Annotated in this window: 18 protein-coding genes; 3 read left to right on the plus strand and 15 right to left on the minus strand. The window is 35.0% G+C overall.

Annotated features, from left to right (window positions below; all coding sequences use genetic code 11):
* Nucleotides 1-77: 77 nt before the first annotated feature.
* The 12 genes from BAZO_RS12020 to BAZO_RS12075 all read right to left on the minus strand — a co-directional run bounded on the left by BAZO_RS12020 (nucleotide 78) and on the right by BAZO_RS12075 (nucleotide 12,837).
* Entirely contained in the window at nucleotides 78-1,025 is a 948-nt protein-coding gene (locus BAZO_RS12020; protein WP_003331812.1) for a hypothetical protein, read from the minus strand.
* Complete coding sequence (locus BAZO_RS12025) at nucleotides 1,022-1,636, minus strand: PilN domain-containing protein (protein ID WP_003331813.1); 615 nt, start codon at nucleotides 1,634-1,636, stop codon at nucleotides 1,022-1,024. The genes BAZO_RS12020 and BAZO_RS12025 overlap by 4 nt, the downstream gene beginning before the upstream one ends.
* A 4-nt stretch (nucleotides 1,637-1,640) precedes the next feature.
* Nucleotides 1,641-2,621: a type IV pilus biogenesis protein PilM gene (gene pilM, locus BAZO_RS12030; RefSeq protein WP_003331814.1), complete on the minus strand. Its 981-nt coding sequence runs from the start codon at nucleotides 2,619-2,621 to the stop codon at nucleotides 1,641-1,643.
* A 90-nt stretch (nucleotides 2,622-2,711) separates the two neighbouring features.
* On the minus strand, nucleotides 2,712-3,164 hold the full coding sequence (locus tag BAZO_RS12035; protein WP_003331815.1) for a type II secretion system protein: 453 nt from the start codon (nucleotides 3,162-3,164) through the stop codon (nucleotides 2,712-2,714).
* Nucleotides 3,165-3,425: 261 nt separating this feature from the next.
* On the minus strand, nucleotides 3,426-4,193 hold the full coding sequence (locus BAZO_RS12040; protein WP_003331816.1) for a prepilin peptidase: 768 nt from the start codon (nucleotides 4,191-4,193) through the stop codon (nucleotides 3,426-3,428).
* A 71-nt stretch (nucleotides 4,194-4,264) separates the two neighbouring features.
* Nucleotides 4,265-4,717, minus strand: a complete 453-nt coding sequence (locus BAZO_RS21770; RefSeq protein ID WP_003331817.1) for a type II secretion system protein — start codon at nucleotides 4,715-4,717, stop codon at nucleotides 4,265-4,267.
* A 72-nt stretch (nucleotides 4,718-4,789) separates the two neighbouring features.
* Nucleotides 4,790-5,998 (minus strand): type II secretion system F family protein, encoded by a 1,209-nt coding sequence (locus BAZO_RS12050; protein ID WP_003331819.1) that lies wholly within the window; start codon nucleotides 5,996-5,998, stop codon nucleotides 4,790-4,792.
* Between the two features lie 121 nt (nucleotides 5,999-6,119).
* A complete protein-coding gene (locus BAZO_RS12055; protein WP_003331820.1) occupies nucleotides 6,120-7,166 on the minus strand; it encodes a type IV pilus twitching motility protein PilT in 1,047 nt (348 codons plus the stop codon).
* A gap of 9 nt (nucleotides 7,167-7,175) precedes the next feature.
* Complete coding sequence (locus BAZO_RS12060; RefSeq protein WP_003331821.1) at nucleotides 7,176-8,840, minus strand: GspE/PulE family protein; 1,665 nt, start codon at nucleotides 8,838-8,840, stop codon at nucleotides 7,176-7,178.
* Nucleotides 8,841-8,881: 41 nt separating this feature from the next.
* Nucleotides 8,882-10,171 (minus strand): VanW family protein, encoded by a 1,290-nt coding sequence (locus BAZO_RS21210; RefSeq protein WP_003331822.1) that lies wholly within the window; start codon nucleotides 10,169-10,171, stop codon nucleotides 8,882-8,884.
* A gap of 15 nt (nucleotides 10,172-10,186) precedes the next feature.
* The gene (locus BAZO_RS12070; RefSeq protein WP_003331823.1) at nucleotides 10,187-11,017 is read right to left on the minus strand and encodes a PRC-barrel domain-containing protein; all 831 of its coding nucleotides are present in this window, start codon (nucleotides 11,015-11,017) and stop codon (nucleotides 10,187-10,189) included.
* 68 nt (nucleotides 11,018-11,085) lie between these two features.
* Nucleotides 11,086-12,837 (minus strand): hypothetical protein, encoded by a 1,752-nt coding sequence (locus BAZO_RS12075; RefSeq protein WP_157382126.1) that lies wholly within the window; start codon nucleotides 12,835-12,837, stop codon nucleotides 11,086-11,088.
* 211 nt (nucleotides 12,838-13,048) lie between these two features.
* Between BAZO_RS12075 and BAZO_RS21215 the strand changes: the two genes are divergently transcribed.
* From BAZO_RS21215 to BAZO_RS12090, 3 genes are read left to right on the plus strand one after another with little or no spacing between them, the layout of a single operon-like run.
* Entirely contained in the window at nucleotides 13,049-13,750 is a 702-nt protein-coding gene (locus BAZO_RS21215) for a prepilin-type N-terminal cleavage/methylation domain-containing protein (protein ID WP_003331825.1), read from the plus strand.
* Nucleotides 13,734-14,441 carry a PilW family protein gene (locus BAZO_RS21220; protein ID WP_003331826.1) on the plus strand — a complete coding sequence of 236 codons (708 nt, stop codon included), beginning with the start codon at nucleotides 13,734-13,736 and terminating at the stop codon, nucleotides 14,439-14,441. The genes BAZO_RS21215 and BAZO_RS21220 overlap by 17 nt, the downstream gene beginning before the upstream one ends.
* A 14-nt stretch (nucleotides 14,442-14,455) precedes the next feature.
* Complete coding sequence (locus BAZO_RS12090) at nucleotides 14,456-16,561, plus strand: hypothetical protein (protein WP_003331827.1); 2,106 nt, start codon at nucleotides 14,456-14,458, stop codon at nucleotides 16,559-16,561.
* Nucleotides 16,562-16,598: 37 nt separating this feature from the next.
* Here the strand turns inward: BAZO_RS12090 and BAZO_RS12095 are convergent, their stop codons facing one another.
* The 3 genes from BAZO_RS12095 to BAZO_RS21225 all read right to left on the minus strand — a co-directional run bounded on the left by BAZO_RS12095 (nucleotide 16,599) and on the right by BAZO_RS21225 (nucleotide 22,783).
* Nucleotides 16,599-18,602: a vWA domain-containing protein gene (locus BAZO_RS12095; protein WP_003331828.1), complete on the minus strand. Its 2,004-nt coding sequence runs from the start codon at nucleotides 18,600-18,602 to the stop codon at nucleotides 16,599-16,601.
* A 270-nt stretch (nucleotides 18,603-18,872) separates the two neighbouring features.
* Nucleotides 18,873-20,867, minus strand: coding sequence for a VWA domain-containing protein (locus BAZO_RS22765; RefSeq protein ID WP_003331829.1), 1,995 nt, complete (start codon nucleotides 20,865-20,867; stop codon nucleotides 18,873-18,875).
* A 215-nt stretch (nucleotides 20,868-21,082) separates the two neighbouring features.
* Nucleotides 21,083-22,783, minus strand: coding sequence for an adhesive domain-containing protein (locus BAZO_RS21225; protein ID WP_003331830.1), 1,701 nt, complete (start codon nucleotides 22,781-22,783; stop codon nucleotides 21,083-21,085).
* Between the last annotated feature and the right edge of the window lie 155 nt (nucleotides 22,784-22,938).

Raw genomic sequence — 22,938 nt, forward strand, 5'->3', positions numbered from 1 at the left:
GTCTTGTTCCTATAAATATTCGTCAAATTATGACATTATTCCTCAAACATCATATTAACTTTTTGTATAATTCATCATTACTCCGCGGAATTACCGCTCATAACGGCTCGCTGTTTTATAGACTGCGATTTTTCGGTTGGCTCTAAATTAGATTGATCTTCGGACTGTGCTTCAGATGATTTTGTATTATTTTTACTTGTCCCAGCAGTGTTGCTTGTAGCTGATTTAGACTTTTGATCATCTGTTTTGGCAGCCTTCGATTGATCTTCTTTATAATACATCCCTGTTGGCAATGGGTTGTCCTTGTTGCTTGGCGGCGGTGTATCGAATGCCGGTAATTCATCTCTTAATTCGGCTAGAGTTGGATAGTAAAACGTTGATAACACAACCGTATAAGTTAACTCCTCAAGCTCATCATCTATTGATAAAATTTCTTTACCACCTGTAAATGATAATGAATCGATTTTCGTAATTCGTTCAAGATGTTCAATCGTCTCAAGAAATTTAATCATATCAAAAAAATTGGCCGATGTGACTGTTAAATTAACAGTCACTCTTTTGATTCCTTCAGGTATACTAGGAACGCTACTAGCCTGTTGTCCTGTTTCCTCAGACTCATTTACATTTGCCGCTTCATTCTCCTGTTCATCTACTTGGTCGCCACTATCCTCCATGATAACATCATTTTCTGAGACGGCATTATCTTGAAAAGACATATCTTCAATTAGGCTATTCGAAACAACCTCTGCCTTTTCCAAATCCAATAAAAATTGCTCTAAAAAAGATTCTACAGGCAGCTTTTTTTGTAAAAATCGTGAATTTTCAATAACACCCGTTTTTGTATCACCAACTTGTTGGGCAAGCGCATCGTAAAGCTTCTCTTCTGTCGTAAGTTCATCCTGCAGCAATTTAATTTTTGTTTTTAATGGATTAAGAAAGTAAAAATAACTCCCAACCACTAATGCAACTAGAAAAAGAACGCTGAATATAAGCGCGAGATTTTTTTTCGTTAATTGGAGGTTCATGATTCACCCTCCTTTTTCTCAAGCGCCTTTAAAGCTTGACGGTTAAGATGTAACTCATATACGGCAACATATCTAGGAACAAGAACTTTCATTAATTTGTCTTTTAAGTTTTTGTTTGTTTTTTCAAGCTCATCTCCACTTGTATTCAAACTTCTTAATTGGACTGATTCGATAACATCAGAATTCTCTAATTCATTCAAATAATAGGCAACCTCTCGATTTGTATCAAATTGAGTAGTAAGTGTAACCGTTCCCGAATCTGCATAAGTGATATTTAAGATAAAGCCCCGTTCTGGAAGTAGGGCGGTTAAATGTTGAAGTAAGGCAACGGTCGAGATAGGCAGCTTCTGTACCCAATCAATCGTTGTTTTTAATTGGTCGACCGCAGTTGTCGATGTAACATCGGTTAATTTCTGTTCCTGAATAGCTCGCAGCTGTTTTGTTGTCTGCAGCTCATTCGTAAGCGAATCCACCTCAACCTTTGCCGATTGATAATTAAAAATAATATAAATGCTTCCAATCAATAAAATAAGTAGTATTGCAATGGCAATCATGATGGTTGACATAGATCGCCGATCTTTTTTAGGTAATAAGTTAATTTCAATTAGCATTTTGTCACTGCCCCTCTTTCATGGCAAGTCCAAGAGCAAGGTGAAATTTACGTTGTAACTCTTCTCCATTTGAATCAACTAATGTTGCATCTTGAATCGTATCTATCGGGATTTCATACAATTCTATTAGTCGTTTTTTTATATCATCAAATTGCGGATGATCACCGGTTAATAGGATTCTAGTTACTTCTTGATTTCCTTGTTGCATTGAAAAACGATAAAAATTCATGATTCGATCGATTTCCGTATAAGTATCTTCCATTTGACCCATTAAATCGGCTTGTTCACCTTTCCATTCAAACTCCCCATTATAGTTTTTCTTCCATAACGAATAGTTCAAATCGATCACTAAATGACGATGAAAGACCGGCGTATCATCGTGAAATATACTAACATTCACCATTGGCAAGTCAAACTGAATAATCATTAAATGATCCTTTGGATTAGCTTGGTCTAAGTTTGTATATAACCGATAAATGGATAGCGGTGCAATATCTGCAACGATCGGTTTCAGCTTTACTTCCTCTAAAACTTCTACATAATCAAGTACGATTTGTTCCGGTGCTGCAAACAGGAGCACATTTTTTTTATTTTCAGTTGTTCCAAGGACAAATATATCGAAAACGGGATCCTCAAACGGTAAATGAATGCTTGTTCCAAGCTCCAAATATAAATACCCCTTTATTTCGTCATCATTTAAATCATTTGGTACATCAACTGTTCTAATTACGACAAAAGAATCAGGAACAATAAAGCGCACATCCTGTCCTTTAACTTTCCATTCTTCCACACATTCCTCTAGGATCATAATAAAAGACTCTTTATCGATAATATTTCCTTCATGAATAATCCCGGGAGGCAATTCACGCTCTCCTTGTAATCGGACACTGAGTGGAGAGGACGAACGAACTTCAACAAAGCGAATGACATGGTCTTTAATAACGATATTCGCACAACGCTTTTTACCAAAAAGCCGCAAAACCATCTGAATCCCCCTCACAATACCTCATGAACATTGTACTATATTATTCTAGTAGGTTTGTATGATTAAATTATGTAAATCTAGTACTTTAGTTTATGGAGCTTTTATCTCTATATCTTCTCTAGTTAATAAAAAAACATCTTTGACATGGTTTGTATAAAAACCATTGGTTGTGCTTTTTAAAGCCACAGTATATACATTTCTATTTCCAACTTTAATGATCTTGACATTGGTTTCATCCGGATCATAGTAACCATCTGAATGTGGATCTTTAATCGGACTTAAATATTGTTGATCTATTAGCGTCTTTAAATAGATTGTTTGTCCTGACGAGTCATTGATTTCTATTTGCTCGGTGATAATATATTTTTTTGCTTCATTCACTAAAAGGATTGCGTTGGCAATATGAGCGTCCTTCTTCGTGTTAGCAATCACATTTACGATTGCGATCATCGCAATGACTGAAATGATACCTAGGATGACAACAACTGCTAATAATTCTAAAAGAGTGAGTCCTTTTGAATTTAATAGATATTTTTTGAACACGTTGTTGTTCTCCTTTTTCATTAAAAATTGAAAAGGCTCAAATATTCCATTAGCTGATTATCGCTTCCTAAAGTGATTGGACAATCCAAAAGTTGCGATCATTGCAAGTTTTTAGGCGGACACGAATAAACATCTGGGAGTCTCTGGGAAGTTAGACTATATTCGTGTTTGTCCGCCTAAAAACTTAGATTCCATCTGATCATTATTTGGTACGTTGTCCAATCAAACTCGGTCGCAATAATCAGCTGATGGAATACATAGTTAGAGTAACGTTGATAAGAAATTGACACTGTACCAGTTTATTAAAACTTCACCCCAGAAATAGGTAACAATGGTACCTAGAGCGATATAGGGTCCAAAAGGCATTGGTTTTCCTCGTTCGACTTTTTTTATAAGTAGGCCGATTATACCGAAAATTGATCCGAATAAGGTAGACATAAAAAAAGCCAACAAAACTAATTTCCAGCCAAGCACAAGTCCGAGTATAGCAAACAGTTTTATATCGCCACCGCCCATACCACCCCGACTTACAATTGCAATAAGTAATAATAGTCCAAATCCTAAAGCCGCACCAAGGATGGGACTCCACCATGGATCGAGTGGAATAAAAATACGTTCAATGATAAATAATGGTGCGAAAAATAATAGGACTTTATCCGGGATGAGCATGTATTTTATATCTGAAACGACGATAATAATCAGCATTGAAACTAACGTTAACGCGACAATCAATTCTTTTGACCATCCCACCATTAATGGCGATATCGTAAAAAGAATAGCCGTTAAAAGTTCCATGAAAGGATAAATTGGTGAGATTTTTTCGTTACAATTTTTACATTGACCCTTTTGCAATACATACGAGAAGACGGGTATTAATTGAATTGATGTTAATTGTTTTTGACAACTTGGACAGGCTGAGCGTGGTTTTACGATGGATTGATTATTAGGTATACGTAACCCAACGACATTAAAAAACGAGCCTAGGGCAAGACCAACTATAAAAATGTAAATGTATAAAAATACTGTCATATCATTGCATCCTTAGTTTTAGATTAATAAGGCATATACAGTACTGTATATGCCTCGGGTTTAAAAGTTTATTAACCTCCTGTAGCTGCCTTTTTACCATTTTCTAAAAAGTCAACTAAATCTGTCTCTGATATTCCATTCGTACCATCTGTAAAACCTAATGAATATTGTGTATTAGCTGATTCTAATTTCGTATGTCCATTTATTGACCATTGACCTGAAGTTGCATCAAAAGTAACTACTACACCAGTAGGTAATGGAGAATCCAAGTAATCATCCAAATCTACGGCATCATCCCCACCTGTACCGTCAAACTTATTTTTTGATGGATTCTGTGCTTTAGCAATTTTAGAAGCATTAATAATTTGTAGTGCATCAGATACTACGGCTTTCTGCCGTGAATCATCAATAATCTTCCCAATCGCTGGCACTGCAATCGCTGCAATAATCCCCAAAATAACAACTACTGCTAGCAATTCAATTAATGTCAAACCTTTTTCATTTTTTAAAATTCGTTTTAGCATAAAATTTTCCCCCTTTATGTGTTTGTTTTTTGTTTTTGTATAAATAGCGCAATAATAGAAATTATTACGAATTTACTTAATTTGACCAAAGATTGAGAACATTGGCACCATAATTGAAAGAACGATTGTCCCAACAATTGCTGCTAAGACAACAATCATTAATGGCTCGATTAATGATTTAATTTGGTCTGTGGCCGTGTTTACTTCTAGTTCATAGAAACCAGCCACCTTGGCGAGCATGGCATCGAGGGCACCAGTTTTTTCACCGATTGATATCATTTGTACGACAAGCGGTGGAAAGACCCAATGGGTTTTCATCGGTACTGTTAACGAAATCCCTTGCTCTAAGGCTTTTCGAGATTCACGAAGCACTTTAGCAAACACTTCATTTTCTACAACTTTTTCAACGATAGAAACGGCTTCTAAAATTGGAACGGAACTAGCAAATAACGAGCTTAAGGTACTAGTCATTCGGGCCAGCAATGCCTTTTGGACCAACTTGCCAAATATTGGAATTCTCAATATCGCATAATCGACATAATACTTAGTCGAGTCGTTTTTCTTTAACACTACTAAAAAAATACCTATAATAATAGCTATTAGTAAAATAATCCACCATTTCGTTTGAATCCAATCGCTGGCTGCAAGCACAAATTGCGTAATCGCAGGAAGTTCACCGCCAAAATCAGCGAACATATCAGCGAATGTCGGAACAACATTGTTTAATAGAAAGATCACAACGCCAATTGCAATAATCCCAACAACAATTGGATAGGCTAATGCTGACTGTATTTTCTGTTTTGTTTCATGCTGCTTTTCAAAATGGTCGCCTAATCTCTCTAATGTATCATCGAGGGCACCGCTCGCTTCTCCTGCCTTTACTAAATTAATAAACATTGGTGGAAAGATTCGCTTATGCTTAGTAGCACATTCAGAAAGTGGTATACCCTGGTTTAAATCTTCTAAAACATTGGCTAGAGCTTTTCGTAAAGCTTTACTTTCAGTTTGCATGCTTAGTATTTTTGTAGAATCAACAATGGTTACACCGGCTTTCAACAATGTTGAAAACTGCCGAAGAAATATGACAAAGTCTTTTAATTTGACTGGATTGCCAATATAAATATCTTTATTGAGCGCTGTTTCCGGGATGTCTTCTATATGTAGAACGCGAACCCCTCGATCCTTTAATTTGGAGATGGCTTCCCTTCTTGAGTCAGCTTTTACTGTTCCCGCCAGCTTTTGCCCGCTCATATTTCTAGCTGTGTATTTAAATTGTGCCATGGCATCAACCCTCTTTGAATGCATCCTTCACATACATTTTATAGTAAAAAATTAGTAAAAGGAATATGAAAATATTACAAAATGATGAAATTTGTAAAAAAATACAATAAATTGTATATTTCTACATTTCTCCTTGATGTTCTAATAAAAATGGATCTGCAATTTCTTTTGATATAACACCTCTTGCTACTAGATTTTTAATATCCATCTCAAGTGTATGCATGCCAGTACCACGGCTTGTTTGCATAATATTCATAATTTGATGGATTTTTTCGTTGCGTATTAAGTTGGCTACAGCTGAATTATTGATTAATACCTCTGTCGCAGCCCGTCTTCCTGATTTGTCAATGGTCGGGAAGAGCCGTTGTGAAATAATAGCTACTAAAACTGTTGCCAGCTGAACTCTTACTTGTCCCTGCTGATTTGGCGGAAAAACATCGATAATCCTATCAATCGTCGCAGGTGCACTTGACGTATGTAGTGTTCCATACACAAGATGGCCCGTCTCGGCTGCTGTAATCGCTGTCGAAATAGTCTCTAAATCTCGCAATTCTCCAACTAGAATAACATCTGGGTCTTGACGCAATGAAGCCCGTAATCCTGATGCAAATGAACCCGTATCAAAGCCGATTTCACGCTGATCAATGATACAATTGTTATGCTTGTGGAGATATTCAATAGGATCTTCGAGCGTAATAATATGTTTTTTCATATTACGATTCATATGATCAATCATCGATGCTAGCGTTGTCGATTTACCGCTACCGGTTGGACCGGTAACTAAAACAAGTCCTTGTGGTTTTGTCGTAATTTTTTTCAATATCTCAGGCATTTTTAATTCTTCAACGGTTGGAATCTTTGTTGGGACGACACGAATTGCCATACATACACAGGAACGCTGCTGATAAATATTTATACGAAAACGGGATACTTGTTTAATTCCATAAGAGAAGTCGATTTCACCAACTTCCAAATACCGCTCCCACATTTTAGGAGAAACAATGGCCTGTGCCATCTGTTCGATGTCTAAAGGCTTTAGCGTTTCTGTCCCATATCGTTTTAAATCCCCATGAATTCTCAAGATAGGAGGTACTCCGACTGTTAAATGCAAGTCAGAAGCTCTTAATTCATAGGCTGCTCGCATCAAAGTTTCGATCCGGTTTTTCATTGCAATCCCCTATTCACTTAACGCAATTTTTAATATTTCTTCTGTTGTTGTTAACCCTTGTTTCACTTTCAATAAGCCATCATCGAGTAAAAAAATCATTTGGTTGCGGATCGCCTGTTCACGAATTTTAGAAACAGTTTCTTGATCCATAATCATCCGGCGAATCTTCTCGTCAATGACAAGTAGTTCGTGAACAGCAAGCCGCCCTTTATAGCCTGTCATATTGCAACGGCCGCAGCCCCGGCCCCTTACAACCTTATCGATTTTCATTCCCCGTCTTTCAAAAAGCTGCAATTCACTCTTTGTTGGAATGACCGTCTCTGCACAATCCCGGCATACCCGACGGACGAGGCGCTGTGAAAGAATGCCAGCTAATGATGACGCAACTAAAAACGGTTCAATCCCCATATCTACTAATCTCGTAACTGTACTAATCGCATCATTCGTATGGATTGTACTTAAGACTAAATGTCCTGTAAGTGAGGAACGAATGGCAATTTCCGCTGTTTCTTGGTCGCGAATTTCCCCGACCATAATAATATTTGGATCTTGACGAAGGATAGCTCGTAATCCTCTTGCAAAGGTCATCCCAACGTTAGCGTTGACTTGCACCTGATTAATTCCTTCAAGCTGATATTCCACTGGGTCCTCTACCGTAATAATATTAGTACCTTCGTGATTCAAGTGATTCAAAGCCGCATATAAGGTAGTAGATTTTCCTGACCCCGTTGGTCCTGTAATCAGAATGATTCCATTCGGTCTTTCAATCAATTCTATAAAACGCTGATGATTCAATTTATTCAGGGATAGCTTATTAATATCCGTCAACGCACTTCCTAAATCGAGAATCCGCATTACAATCTTCTCACCATATACCGTTGGTAAGGTTGAAATACGTAAATCAACTGGGTGGAAATCAATCGTCCGTTTGATACGCCCGTCTTGTGGGACTCTACTTTCAGTAATATCAAGCTTTGACATAATTTTGATTCTTGCTGTTAACACATTTTGAGTATTTTTCGATAATGTTCGTTCTGTTTTCAGAACTCCGTCAACGCGGTAACGCACCAATACTTTATCTTCTTGTGGATCAATATGAATGTCACTTGCACGTTGCTGAACAGCATTCAACAACAGTTGATTCACTAATTTAACGATTGGGGCATCTTCATCGGTAATCTGTTCTACCTCTTCTTGTATTATCGGGTTTAATTTTCCAATTTCATCAATATTATAAGAATCATCAGACTCATAATAGCGGTTGATTGTTCTTTGGATGTCTTCTTTTGTTGCAATAACCGTCTCAATTTGAAATCCGGTTCTGAGGCGTAAATCATCAATTGAAATGTAATCCATTGGATCTGCCATTGCCACAAAGAGACGATCGCCCGATTTTTTTAAGGGAACAAGAGATTTCCTTCGTGCAAATTCTTTTGGAACTAGATTGACTAAATTGATGTCAATTGGATATTGAAACAAGCTAACGTGCGGAATTCCCAACTGAAATTCGAGCACTTCTATTAATTGTTGTTCTGTTATATATCCTTTTTTAATAAGAACATTTCCTAGTTTTTGTCCTTCTTCTTTATCTGCTAAAGCTTCCTGTAGTTGATCATGGGTGATAAGACCATTTTCAACCAGTAAATCACCAAGTCGTTTCCGCTTCGATTTCATGAGATCACCTACTAACATATTGGCTAACCGTATTAGCTTTCTTAAGATGGATTTTCAATGTCAGTTTCTGTTGGTAGCATGTTAGTACTATTTAAATCGCCACTACCATTACTTGAATTCTCTAAGTTTTGTTTACTATCATTGCCACCATTTTCACTATTATTCTCACTTGCACTTTTTTCTGATGGTAGGAGTCCCGATTGTACGACCCGATATACAGGTGGATAAAAGTCTTCAGAAACAAAGGTTGTTTCAATAATTAGATTTTGATCATCTTTGGCTTCACGATATACTTTTGCTAACAAACCATTTTTTCCTTTATCAATTATCTTTGATTGTATTGGAGAAAGTTTAGCTGAAAATTGGAGCACTGTCTTAGGTGAGTATGATTCTGTTTCTTTTTTTATACTATATTTGTAAGGGAATGGTGGACCAATTAATTTTACCTGCAATGTATCCTTTAATAGACTGAATGTGATTTTATACGAATATGGATTAGGGTTAGCAAATACCAGGTCCATTTTGTCTGAAACCTTTGCTTCCAAGCCAAGTTCACTATAGGATGGTAATTGTTTGCTTATATTTCTTTCTACTATCATGAAATTGGTTGGAAGAATAGCTTCATAAATACCCGATGCAATCATGCCAAGCGCTTCATTATTCGGCTGATTACTATCAAAAACATTTTGAAATGAAAAAGTCTCATTCGGCCCAATTTCAAATTCCTTTTGATTCGTTAGGATTGTTTCAAGATTTTTATACTGGTTGGCAATCCCCTTAATATTACTTACTGTTAATTCCTTTTTGGCATTTTCACCCGTTGTTTTGAGGTAAGCCAATAACTGAAATTGCTTTGGTTCAGCCTGAAGCTCTTGGACTGAATGTATTAATGCCTCTTCAAGCTTATCAATATCTAAATCTTTTAAAATTGCTTTATTCTCAATCGTTTTGTTTATGGCTTCGTCTAGTAATGATTTGTCAATAACAACCACTAACCCAACTTGTTGGCCATCTTTTACCTTTTGTATACTTGCATTTTCATCAATACTAATGATATTGTCAGGCAATTCTGTTGTTTTGTTTTGATATCGAAGGGAGAAGGAGCTGGCCTTGCTCCATTCCTGGATTTTGTTCGTTAATTCAGACTCTGCTTGCTCTTTTGACATACCATCTAAAGAAATTGAACTAATCATCGTTCCACTTGCAAACACTGGGTTTTGATCATGAAATACTGTTTCATATGTTTTTGTACTTAAATAAGAAAGTATAAAAATAAGTCCTGCACATGTGATCAATAACCCAAATAGCTTCACATTCAAATATCTACTCACAGGTTAGATCACCCCTTATTCACCTTCAACATTCATAGATAACTGAACAATTGTGCTCGGGCCCAGTTGTTGTGCTTTTAAAATTTCTTCTTTTCCCAAAACAGTCCCTTTAGAAATAAGGACATTACCGTCTAAATCAAGTAGATCCTTTGTTGTTACCTTCCCTTTTAAGATTTCATATTGCTGATCTTTAATAGCTTTGACAGGGTCCGGTTCAAAATCAAGTTCTTGCTTAGCTTGTCTTTTGGATGTGGCAGTTAGATCTTCGAATAAATCCGTACCGCCTTTTATATGGTAATCTTCAGCAAGTTCATTTTGAAATGGATCACCCTTTATTCCTTTGTCTTGAATCAATTGTTCAGGCGTGTCCAAAAAATAATTAGAGGCATTTTCTTTTACGATAATAATTTCTCTTCCATACGTAATGACACTGCTTGAAGCGATGATTACTTCACGGTTAGCAACATTAAGGGATGCCCCTAGTATTTGACCATTATCCTCATCTAGGTAATATTCGATTATTTCACCTATTAACTCACCTTTTCGAGTCATTACTTTAGAACCATTAATTTTTATTTTCTTATTGACTAATTGATTTGCAATTGGGATCTCATTTAAATCAATCACAGCATTATCGGATTCTACCGTAACCGCATATTCCCCAATTCCAACAACCTTTTTATAAGGGATGGCCTTGACACTTACTTGCCAATCTTCCTTCTCAATAATTATGAAATCAATTGAGCCTTTATCTGGATTAATAACTAGCGATTTTACAGCCCCAATTTCTGATCCATCAGAAATACAAATGATTGGCAGTCCTACTATTTGATTACTTTTTTTCATCTTATTCACCATACCTGTTTTTAATTTTTCTGCTTCTTTGTTGAATTTGTCTTATTGTCTTTTGCTTATTAACAGTATCTTTCAATAAGATAATTTATCTGTTGTTTTAAAACTGGATATTTAGAGAATTTGCTATCTAGATTTTTCAGCAAATCGAATAATTCATCAGATTTCCCATGTGAAATATAATGTTCGATTAATAGATAAGCGAAAGTATAATAATCATGATCCGATAATTCTGAATGCATATGGGCACGAACTAGATCTTCATACTCGCCCGCTGATAAGCTTCGTTTCGATACATTAATATAGTCCAGCATTGTTTGGACCATTTGTTGTTGTGTTTTTGTTTCTTTCGGTTGATTTACTTGTTCTATCACTTTGTTCAGAATATCAGTCTTTTCTTCTACATCATTACCTATTTTACTGCTGTTTTCAGTATTTTCACTAGTAGAAATGTATTCATGTTTATCCAATATTTCCTCATAATCATCTTTGATTTGTGGGGTGATGTCTTCCATTATTGTTTCAGAAATTTTTTCTATTTCATGCTCTTCTTTTAGTGATGGAATATCATCTTCAGTGATATCAGTGTTTTTACTGTTTTCATCAATGATTTGGATTTCATCGATGACTTCAAGCACTTCCATATCTTCTATGATGTGATCTGTAGTATTGTTATCTTCAGTTTCTACCTTATTGACTTTTTCCAGTTTTTCAATTTGAATATTTTCCTCTAACTCAATTTCATTCTCGATGTCTTGTGGTTCCGATTCAGCTTCTTCCAATATTTCTTCGATGACTGATTCATTTTTTTCAGCTTCTTCTTCACTAAATAGATCGGCATTTTCGATGATGCTTTCCCCTTCAAGTTCTTCAAATAATGCAGACCGCCGTTGCAACAACTCAACTTCATTATCCTCAGGCTCAGCCGTGTCAGAAGTATGAATAGAATCCTTACCAACATCATCATCGTTATCGAAACGTTGCCCACTTACTAAATCTTCTAAATCAACGTCTTCTGATCCTATAGATTCATTTTGTAAAACTTCATTAGATAAAATTTCATCGGAAAGTATCTCTAAAACGTCCTGCTCTTCTGTTGCGTCTACTATTTCTAGTTGAGTTTCATCTTCATGTTGTTCCTCAGTGTTTGGTTGCATTTCCGGTTCATTGACAGCGATTACTTCTGTTTCATCTTGTTCTGAGATGATTGCTTGTCTGTCTTCTTCTAATTGCTGTGCCTCATCAAAATCAGAAAAAAGCTCAGTATTATTATAGGAGTCCTCAATTACGCCACTCTGCTCCTCAATATGATCGAGATTTTCGTTTTCGGATATAGGTTCTTCTGTTGCCAGATTGGATGGTAATTCTGCTAAGCTATCGGAGTCTTGTATTAATTCAGCTTGTTTCTTTTCAAAAAGCAATCTGTCAATCGCATCTTGACCTAGATTATAGTCGCCAAAATCTTTTTGGACTTCATCATCTTGCGGTTTATCAATCATTTTAAACTCATTCCCAGGTAAATCTATTCCAGCAAGTTGCCCTTTTAATGAACGTTTATTAGTGTCTTTCCCCTTTTCAAAACGGGATCTTAACCTTGTCTCATAAAAATAGGTAGCAATTAATGCAAACAACAACATGATAAGAATCGCCTTCCATAAAGGAAGGAATTTGTTGACCAACATGCCAACCTCTGCAAGTATGAAAGATAGGCCTGCGATCAATACTTTTTCCTTCTTATTAAAACCAATCGGAACGATATATAAAATAGGTATTAGAATCAAAATGAAGAGAAATCCAAAAATATAAACTTCCAAATCATCACCCGCTTTCATATCAAAGATTAATCATTCCATTTATTTCCCAAGTGTATGAAAAATGACACTTTTTAACCTGAATTTTATTGTATAATAAAAATTGGTAATTTAAAAGTAAATTAAGATAATGTTATACAATTCTTAACATATTCCGACGATAATCTACAAACAACTACCACAATAGTAAAAACACTCGAAAGAAGGGGAAAATTTGTTCACCATTCATTCATTTAAAAACAAAAACGGATTTACATTACTAGAAGTCTTACTATCTCTTACACTTATTTTTCTAATCGTTTTCCCCCTATTTCGCTTCTTCTTGCAAGCGTATGATTACACAATGGATAGTAGGAATAAAACTATTGCTGTGAATATTGCTAGGAATGTTGTTAATTATATGGAGAAGCAAAACATTTTTGTTATTAAAGGTTATCTCGATGATACAAAAGGTGGCAACAAATTTGTAACATTGAGTTGGGGAGACTGTGTTGAAGATGAGACTTGCGTAAAACCAAGCGTTGACGGGAATCGAGACCTTTCGACATGTAGCGAATCAGAATTTAACGATTTCCCTCTATTTACTAGTGGAGTAGACCCTTCAGGAAATAAAATAGAAGATGGCAGAATCTGCTTATCTGTATTAGCACCTGAAATCAACAATATTGACTTTAAAGACCAGATTAAAGTCTATTTAACAGACTATTATGAAGATAGAACAAAAAGTGATCAACTAATCAATCTATTAAAATCTGAAAATGACCAAACAGCTATTATAGGTCAAATTAATCCCATTTTATCAGGGTCTCCGAATTATGAATCACAATTAATGAAATTCTATGTTGTTGTTACATGGCATAAAAAAAGAGACAATATTGTCCTAGAAGGAGTTATCTCTGATGAGGCATTTCGCTAAACTATTAAAAAATAATAATGGCCTTACATTAATTGAATTGTTAGCAGCCATTGTCATTAGTACACTTGTATTAGGGATAGCTTACGGTTTGTTAATGGCAGGCTATAAAACATACGAAAAAGTTGGAATAGAACAAGGACAGCGCGATGAGGCAGATTATGTTGTTTCAAGGATAATGGAGAAGTTTTACGAGGGCGATATTAGTGATATTAGAAACTGTGATTCGACATCGAAATTATGCATAGAGATCCTTAGTACAGAATCATTGAAAATTAAAACTGGAAGCACTGAAGTGGGAATTACAAGTTTCAATGAATTAAAAGATGCTTCTAATAGAAAGATTACAAGAATTAAAATAGACGATAATCATGATAATCATAATGTAGTCTTTGAAAAATATAATGCGATTGTGGATTCTACAAATAACATTACCATTGATTCGTCCTCACCTCCGGAATCCGAAAAAATCAATTCTGAGCATTATGATTTTGATGGCTCTAAAATTAATGCTACTTGCTCATACGAAGCAGCCATTATAATAGACGAAACAGACCATGCCCCTACTAATTGGAAAAAACTTATAAACAAAAAATGTTCAAATGGAATTGTTGATATATCATTAATTATTAAACGTGCAAATGTTTCGAATGATAAATACAAGCTTGAATTAAAAAGTCAATTTGGATTTTAAGGAAGGAAAATTATATGAATGAAAAGGGTTCTAGTTTACTCGTTGTCCTGTTAATTACACTAATATTTTCAGTACTTGGCCTAGCAGTTTTAGGAGCATCTGTAAATAACGTTAAACGAACAGAAATTAGAGAAGCGGAAATTGAGACTACAGCAAACACCAAAGTGTTGATGAGTGAAGTAGTGGCAAAATTGCAAGAGAATTTGAATAACACAATTGATGAAAAGGAACTACAAAAAGAGACACCGTCTACAGATTATAAAAGTCAAGTAGAAACAGCAGTTCGCAATACAGCAAGTGCTTTTACCGGCGTTACCATTGAAATTAATAATGAGGAAATTTATAAGCAATATGGTATATCTGATGTGATTAATTTTAAAAAAAATAATTTTCTGCGTATTTACGAGATTAAGATTGATAATACAGGTGCAGATTCCGGTAATCCTGCTATTAAAAGGACCATAACAGAAAATGTTATATTATCACCGACACCTAGCTTCTTAAATTATGCTGTCGGAGCATATGGAAAGAGGTTCGGTACAGATAAACCCATTAACATCAATGATGTAATCGGTAAAGATGAAGAAAATAAGGACATAAAACGTGGCAGCGATAGTGCACTAATTATTAACGGCTCACCAGACATTATCGGCAACGTTTTTGCACCGACATTAGAGCTCAATAGTAGAGCGAACTACATTAAAAATAATACTAGAAATCCCACAGGGGATTTTCAAGGACCTAGTATTTTTGGAACTTTATACACAAAAAAGATTAATAAAGATAATCAGCCTAGCAATCCAGAAGGAAAAGTATTTTATCCTTTTTTTGATGGTGAATTCGATGAAAAAATCGATGGTATCAATGGAATACCTGCTATAAAATCAACTGGTTCGAATTTTGTTGATATGGATTTTGATGAAACATTTTATCTTAAGTGGATAGAATCTGGAGCACCTAAACTACCTATACTTTCTGATGGTTCGCTTGCTAATAACCCTTTGTATGGAGAATTAAACTGCTCAGACGATAATCTATTTAAAGCATTAGAAAATTTAGATGCTATGGTTGAGAATAATCATATAGTAACAGGCGATCCTGATGAACTTATGAATGATTTTACTACTGTCGAAAAAGAAAATGGAAAGATTACAAGTACAGTCACACCTCATGATGGGAGATACAATAATCCGAAATTCACTTGCAAAAATAAAGATGGCACGAAACCTGTTTATTTAATTGAGGAATCAATGCTTGAAACATACAATGTTTATAAAGCAAAACTTTTTGATACTGACGTAAAGGATACTACAAACACAATATTTTTTACCAATATTGATAGATTTGATCCGGAGAATGAAATTAGTACTGAACGGAGACTACTAAATACTTATATTAAAAATAAAGACGAAGATAAAACTCCAATGCCAAATATACTTAAAATAGGTGGTGATAATAATTTACTATTAAAAAATCCAGATAATCGTGAAAAAGGGTGGCTCGTAGTTAATGGTTCGCTCGAAATAAATGGTAGTGAAGAGTTATCAACAGCGCCTGTTATTAAAGGAAATATTCTCGTAAATGGTGACTTGTACATTAGAAGTACTGATGCAGAGAATGATGACAAAAGTGAAATTCTAAAATTCGATGCAACAATTTATGTGCGTGGTAACACAACTATTGATAACGTTAATATTTATGGTGCAGATGGAAAGCAGCTTGTTGTCATTAGTAATGGTGATTTAAAGATTGTAAGGGTGAACGAATATGATAATGCTGCATTAGACGACAAAAGTCTTGTTAATATTATTAATACGCCACCAAATTTAAAAGGGGTTTTCTACACTAATAAGACCGCTACCCTTTATGGGGTCGGATCACTGTTTCAAATTGAAGGTGGCATATTTGCCCGTGAACAACTAATAATAAATGCAATTCGGTATAAATTTCCATCAACAGAATCAATCGATGTCGTAAAATTTGCTAACTATAATTCATACGAAGGTCTACGCTCGCGTTTCTATGTAGAATACGACAACCGAGTCATAACCGATCAACTTAGTTCCCTTCCTCGAGTAAATCGACTGCAAGTGATTGTAGACAACCAAGTGATTCATTAAGAAAGAAGAGGCCCCACCTGGAGCCTCTTCTTTTCACTTACCATTGTTCTTTTGGTTCTTTTATTACCTTACTGCTTCCATTTACTTTTATTAAAGCACTTGCTTCCTTTTTTGCAGATGGTTTAATCTTATAATAATCGTTGATTGGATCTGGATCTTTAAGTTTAGCTGTTATTATTTGAAATCCAGAAGCATCCCCTTTTCGAGTAACATTTCCATCTTCAATCTTTATTATATCGTTGTCTGCCGGTCCCCATTGTAATACATTTCGAGGGTTAGGCAGCTTGAATTTTTTATCTGCTGATTGAATTAATTTAATTTTTTCATTATCTTTTTCAAGCATATCCATTGGACCATTATATTGATAACTTGGGGCATCAAATTCAATTCCTTCAATCACTACGTTAACCTTTATCATCGTTGTGGCTTGGATTGGATTCCCATCTTCATCCACTGCTGTGATTTTAATTTGTGTATCCCCTACCCCAGTAGGTGTTAATTTCCCATTATTGATTGTAGCTACATTTCTATTGGTAGAAGTCCATACTATATTCTCCGGAAGTTCACCTTCCTCGGTTTCAGGGACAACTTCAGTTGTAAAATCAATGGTAGGCGCAGGATCAGAGTCAACATCAATCTCATACTTATCCGCATTAAACTTCATTCCAACGCTTTTATTATTCAATACGGTTACTGTAAAAGGTGCACCTTCAATTGTTTTTGTTTCATTGGATAAATCGGTGTAAATAAGTTTCACATCACTAAATGTGTAAGTTCCTGGTTCATCAATATTTAATGAAAACGATTTTGCCCCTGATGGACTTGGCGTCTTATCCGCTTCATATTGGATATCATCGAAATTGAGTACTGCATAATTTGGGGTTGTCTCATCAATGACAGCACCCCCATTTAAAGATACATTACCAGGAAAACTTGGGTCCTTGATATTTACTTTTACTTTAATATCCCTGATTGATTGTTTAATGATCGTATTGGTAATACTATCAAAGATGGAGATTATATTAGATTTTTCACCTTTAATAGCGAAAGCACCTGTAAGATTTGAAAGTTCGTTAAGGAAGCCCATATCGACATCACCATCTGAACCAAAACCTACAGAATATAATTTAGCACCTTTTGATGCCAAATTGGAAGCAGCTATCCTTGCATATGCGTAGTCAATGTCACCATTTCCAAATAAATATTTGTCACTATTATAATTAAATGTTATTTCCCCATTGGTCTTATTCCTACTTAATGAAACATTTATACCGTTTACAGGATATTTTTTACTCGACCATTTTTCCTCAGTTTGAGTCTTGATCTTCCAATCACACCATAATAAGAAGCATTCTTTTACCTTAACTTCTTTCGTAGTTCTTTCCATTTTTGGAAACTCACCACTTATTTTTGCACTTGAGTAGTTTTCATATGTGTCTGGACGACCATCGGTTAAAAATATGACGTATTTCGGATTGCTCGAACTTCCAAAAAGTTCATTTGCCTTTAATAAGGCTGCATAATAATTCGTTCCGCCCTCTGCTTTCAGTGTATCTATAGATGATTTTATTGAATTTAATTGTGTTTCTATAGCCGACTTTGAGGTATTGCTATTAAACTGTTTAACACTACCAACTTCTATTGCAAATGGTACAAAAGCGAACCTATCACCATTAATCGATGATTCTTTGAATTTATCAATTGCACTTTTTGCAGCATCTTTAGCTTTTTTAAATTTATCTTTATCAGAACTGCGGTCTTTCATATTCAACACCATTGACCCTGATGTATCAAAAACAAATACAACATCAATTGGTGTTTTTCGGGTAGCGTCCCCCGCTACTCCTTTTGGAATAATATTCGCATTAATATCAACTACTGCAACTTCTGTTTCTGGATCAATAATATAGCCGCTTGTCTGTGATGGCTTAACTTCGAAATCAAGGCTGGCTTTTTGGGCTGCTTGTGCAAATGAACTTCCTAAGCCGCCAAAAACTAAAAGAAAGACAAGTAATAAAGGTAATAGGTTTCTAGTCATCATTAATTTATCCCTCCAAGCTATAATTTAACGTTCCTTATACACTATTAAATAAGCCCAAAAATACACTCTACTACTAAATAATATAATATTTTTCAAAAATGGTATATATTTATATTAATTTATTATGTAAATTTTATTACAAAATTTTGGATATATCAAAATTCTAACCTTTTAGTGAAATCTAGGAAATTCTAAGTAATGAATCATATTGCAACAAAAAAGGTATCTGAAGCCACGATTAACCTCAGATACCTTTTTATCAGGTGATTTTTACCACTCCTGAAGCGGCCCGCCAATTGCATTATCTGTTTTATTGATTTTTATTAATGTCGTTGCTTTATCATGAGGTGTAACGGGATCACCGTCAATTTTATACTCATCTTTAAGTTCTGCGGTTAAAACCACAAAACCACTAACTAATCCTCTTTGTTCAATATTACCAAAGTCATCTACGGTTATAATAGAATTCTCGCCAGTAACTGTCCATGTAAGGACATCCGGTGAAATATTAAAACCATTAGGTTTGACTTTTAGCTCATTAAACATATTTTTGGTTGAACCAGGGGTATATTCATAGATTGTCTTTCCAAATGAAATTCCTTCTAGATTAACCTTAACTAGCGTTTCCGCCTTAACGATATTGCCTTTTTTATCTTTTGCCTCGACTGTAATCTTTGTTGTCCCTACACCTTTCGCAGTAACAATACCTTCGTTTACTACTGCTATTTTTTCGTTGGAGGAGGTCCACGTAAAGTCGGTCGGCATTTCGATTTCTTCAATTTCTAAACCAACTGGTGGTACAACCTCCACTTCACTATTTAAATCAAGTGTAAGATTACTAGGATTTTTATAAACATTAATCGCATATGGCGGATTTTTGAACTTCAAACCAAAGCTTTCATTGTCTATTACTTTTATTGTAAACGGAGCATCAATGGATTGTTTTCGTCCAGCTAAATCCGTATAAGTTAATTTCACATCATGGAATGTATATTCTCCCGCTTTATCAAATTCCATTGTAAACAACTTATTTAATTCACTAGGGGTTCCCTCTCCAGCTTTATATTTAATATCTGGTATACTGACTAAAGCGTAATGCCCATCTTTCGTTTCAGTTGCACTAGAATCATCTGGTATTCCGATGTGGCCGCCATCAGGAGTTGAAACATCCTTCAAATTAATCTTAAGTTGGATTTCTTTCATTGCCGCTTCGTTAATCGTTTCACTAATATGACTTAATTTAGATGTCAATTGATCTAGCGTTTGTGGATTATAGGAATTGGCCCCTGTAGCCTTTGAGAACTCCGACAATATCTCTTTATCGAAGTCCATCCACTTGCCTAAACCAATTGAATATAATTTTATATTTTTGGATGCTAAAGAACTAACTGCATCAAAAGCTGCTAAATCGTAGACATTGTACTTATAAGAGTACTTATACTCTTTACCGTTATACCAAAATTCTGAACGGTGTAAGAATGGACTATGCCCCAATAAATGATTTGTGATTGTTGTATAATCTTGTTTTACATATTCCTTTTTACAATTTATACACCATTTCGGTTCATACATTCCATCTATATTTCTCTGGACGGTCTGTACTCCGGCATTGGGCAATCCGTCCGTAAAAAAGATAATATATTTAACATTTTTGCTATCACCAAACATTGTATTTGCTTTATCTAATGCTGCTTGAAAGTTTGACCATTTTGTTGAAACTTTTAAACCTTGTATTCTGTTATTGATACTATCTAAATGTGTATTTATTGCATTTTTGTTTTGATTTGAAGTATTAAATGGCTGGACTTCTTGGAGCCCGTTATGAAATGAAATCATCGCAAAGCGGTCACCATCAATCGTTGTTTCCTTCAATTGGTTTATTAGATTGTTAGAGGCTCTTTGGGCCCCTTCTAATTTATTAACGACATGAAATAGCCATCCATTCTTCCATTCGTGGTCAAAAGTTCCGGACATTGATAATGAAACGTCTACCATAAAAATTACATCCATCGGAGTAACACGAGTTTCGCTATCTAGCACCCCTTGGGGTAAAATACCAGTATTAATCTCAGCAGTCACAACTCCGGTGTTCAGATCAATAAGGTAACCTTCAGGTTTTGTCGGTTCAACTTTTACATCTAATGAAGCTGAACTTGTTGCTGCATCGGCCGTTAACGGATACCACACCTGTCCTAAAACTAGTAAAGCTATTAAGAGAATATTAAAATTGATTAACAATAGACTGAAATCCTTTTTTCCTTTCATTGAATTAACCCCCATTTAAAACTATTATTCTTTATTGTTTTTATATAATTATACAAAAATATCTATTTGGTTTTCACCCAAAAATTGACAATATAACAAACGTTTACCCAAAGTCTGACATTATTCGATAAATAGATTGACATTGCCTATTCAAATAAAAATAGCAGGTTGAGAACAAATTCTCAGCCTGCTATTACATGTTTGTCAATATAAGTCTACCACTCTTTAACCGGGTCTTTTATCGGACCATCTATTTTATTTATTTTTATTAATGTCATCGCTTGGTCATTTGAATCTTCTAATATACCATCAATTCTATCATATGTCTCTTTAAGCTTTACCTTCAATATGACAAAGCCACACTTATCACCATTCTGTTTAACTTTGCCATTTCCATCTACTTTTAATGCTAAATTATCCACTGTACTATCCTCGCTAGTCAATGACCATTCAAATACTTCTCGGGTTTTGTTGAAACCATCTGGTTCAATGATTAGTTTTTCGAACATGTCGTCTCCATCATCTGGGTATACGTATAACGGTTTTGAAAACTCCATATTTTTCAAGTTAACTAATAGTTCTGCCGTTGCCGTTCTTACTTGATCATTTTTATCTATTGCTGTCACCCCAATAACTGCTTTTCCAACTCCTTGGGCTGTTACCTTTCCTGTTTCGTCAATTTTTGCTACATGCTTGCCTTCTTTAATTTTCCAAGTTAATTCTAAATCCTCTTTTTTAGGCAATTTTATATGATCCTCACCTGAAAGAGGAACAACATTAAGTTCATTGTATAGGTCTTTATACCAAATTTCTTCTATTCCGTCATAATCTATATCGGTTTGTTTTACATTAATTTTATATTCGGATTGGTTAAACGCCAAATTATAATCTACATTTTCCTCTTCACTTTCTTCTTCATTTATAAATATAGAATCCCAGTTAGTCAACTTACTTAGCAACGTAATATCAATCAGAGCATCAGTTGCAACTGCTCCATAAATCTTTGTTTCACCAACCACTCCAGCCGGCTTATCTAACAATACATTGAGGGAAACGGTTGTATTACCAATTACATGGAGTTTTACTAAATCATTCGTTAGATCAATAACTCCATTCGTTAGATTAGTAATTAGTGGATTAATCATAGTTGTAACTAATCCTTTTAACAATCCTATTGTTGGGTTTACTACTGGTGAGAGCAGATAGCCTGCTACCCCACCAACTTTTACTCCTTCAATTGCATCAGCAACATTTTCAAGTAATTCTATCACAACATCATTTACTACTGTATTCAAATGATTCCCTAGACCTTCACCAAAATCAACAATCAATAGTCCATTATCAAGTACTTGTACATCTGCTTGACCATTATAAGCCGTTAAGTCTTCTAGACTTTTATTCAAATTATTTAAAGCTGTAAGTGATGTTGTCAATTTAGTAAGCCCTTGTACATTTAATAGCCAGCCTGTTAAAGGGTTGTTCAGAATTGATTCTATTCCACCAACTAATTTATTCACTAAACCGTTTAGTTCTGAAGTCAATTGACCGACTAAATTATTCAACGTAGGCAAATCATTCATTGTAACTGGAAGAAGTTCAACTCGCACATTTGCCTTTTCTTCTACAGATAACTTCCCAGCTAAATCTGGTGCATAAAATATAGCAACCCCATCTGCACCCACAAGTTTTACATCAAGAAGCCCATCACCACTAGACATATTTAAACCAAGTTCATAATGGTCCCCTGTTCCTGGGTTTAGTGTTGCATTTACATTTACATCTGTTAAAACTTTGACTTCAACTAATGTATCTGCTGCTTCTACATGACCTCCAGCAAAAATATCGCTGAACGGATAGCATTGCATAACTAACAACAGAAATGTTAGTAATATGGCAATGGATTTCTTAGCTTTCATCCTTTCTCCCTCCCTTATACTGCTCAAAACACTTTTTCACCGATCATTTTTACCAAATGTAAAATTTATCCTGCTATTGACTTAATTATACAAAAAAATACAAATTACAACTTGTAAGGTTGTAACAATATTGTGAATTACCATACTAAAATCCT

Origin of the sequence: Schinkia azotoformans LMG 9581 (assembly GCF_000307855.1) — a bacterium.
Lineage (GTDB): Bacteria > Bacillota > Bacilli > Bacillales > Bacillaceae_J > Schinkia > Schinkia azotoformans.

What these genes read in the sequence shown, in the direction of transcription:
- BAZO_RS12020 (WP_003331812.1), bottom strand. Translation starts at nt 1,025, where the DNA reads ATGAACCTCCAATTAACGAAAAAAAATCTCGCGCTTATATTCAGCGTT.
- BAZO_RS12025 (WP_003331813.1), bottom strand. Translation starts at nt 1,636, where the DNA reads ATGCTAATTGAAATTAACTTATTACCTAAAAAAGATCGGCGATCTATG.
- pilM (WP_003331814.1), bottom strand. Translation starts at nt 2,621, where the DNA reads ATGGTTTTGCGGCTTTTTGGTAAAAAGCGTTGTGCGAATATCGTTATT.
- BAZO_RS12040 (WP_003331816.1), bottom strand. Translation starts at nt 4,193, where the DNA reads ATGACAGTATTTTTATACATTTACATTTTTATAGTTGGTCTTGCCCTA.
- BAZO_RS21770 (WP_003331817.1), bottom strand. Translation starts at nt 4,717, where the DNA reads ATGCTAAAACGAATTTTAAAAAATGAAAAAGGTTTGACATTAATTGAA.
- BAZO_RS12050 (WP_003331819.1), bottom strand. Translation starts at nt 5,998, where the DNA reads ATGGCACAATTTAAATACACAGCTAGAAATATGAGCGGGCAAAAGCTG.
- BAZO_RS12055 (WP_003331820.1), bottom strand. Translation starts at nt 7,166, where the DNA reads ATGAAAAACCGGATCGAAACTTTGATGCGAGCAGCCTATGAATTAAGA.
- BAZO_RS12060 (WP_003331821.1), bottom strand. Translation starts at nt 8,840, where the DNA reads ATGAAATCGAAGCGGAAACGACTTGGTGATTTACTGGTTGAAAATGGT.
- BAZO_RS12070 (WP_003331823.1), bottom strand. Translation starts at nt 11,017, where the DNA reads ATGAAAAAAAGTAATCAAATAGTAGGACTGCCAATCATTTGTATTTCT.
- BAZO_RS21220 (WP_003331826.1), top strand. Translation starts at nt 13,734, where the DNA reads ATGAGGCATTTCGCTAAACTATTAAAAAATAATAATGGCCTTACATTA.
- BAZO_RS12090 (WP_003331827.1), top strand. Translation starts at nt 14,456, where the DNA reads ATGAATGAAAAGGGTTCTAGTTTACTCGTTGTCCTGTTAATTACACTA.
- BAZO_RS12095 (WP_003331828.1), bottom strand. Translation starts at nt 18,602, where the DNA reads ATGATGACTAGAAACCTATTACCTTTATTACTTGTCTTTCTTTTAGTT.
- BAZO_RS22765 (WP_003331829.1), bottom strand. Translation starts at nt 20,867, where the DNA reads ATGAAAGGAAAAAAGGATTTCAGTCTATTGTTAATCAATTTTAATATT.
- BAZO_RS21225 (WP_003331830.1), bottom strand. Translation starts at nt 22,783, where the DNA reads ATGAAAGCTAAGAAATCCATTGCCATATTACTAACATTTCTGTTGTTA.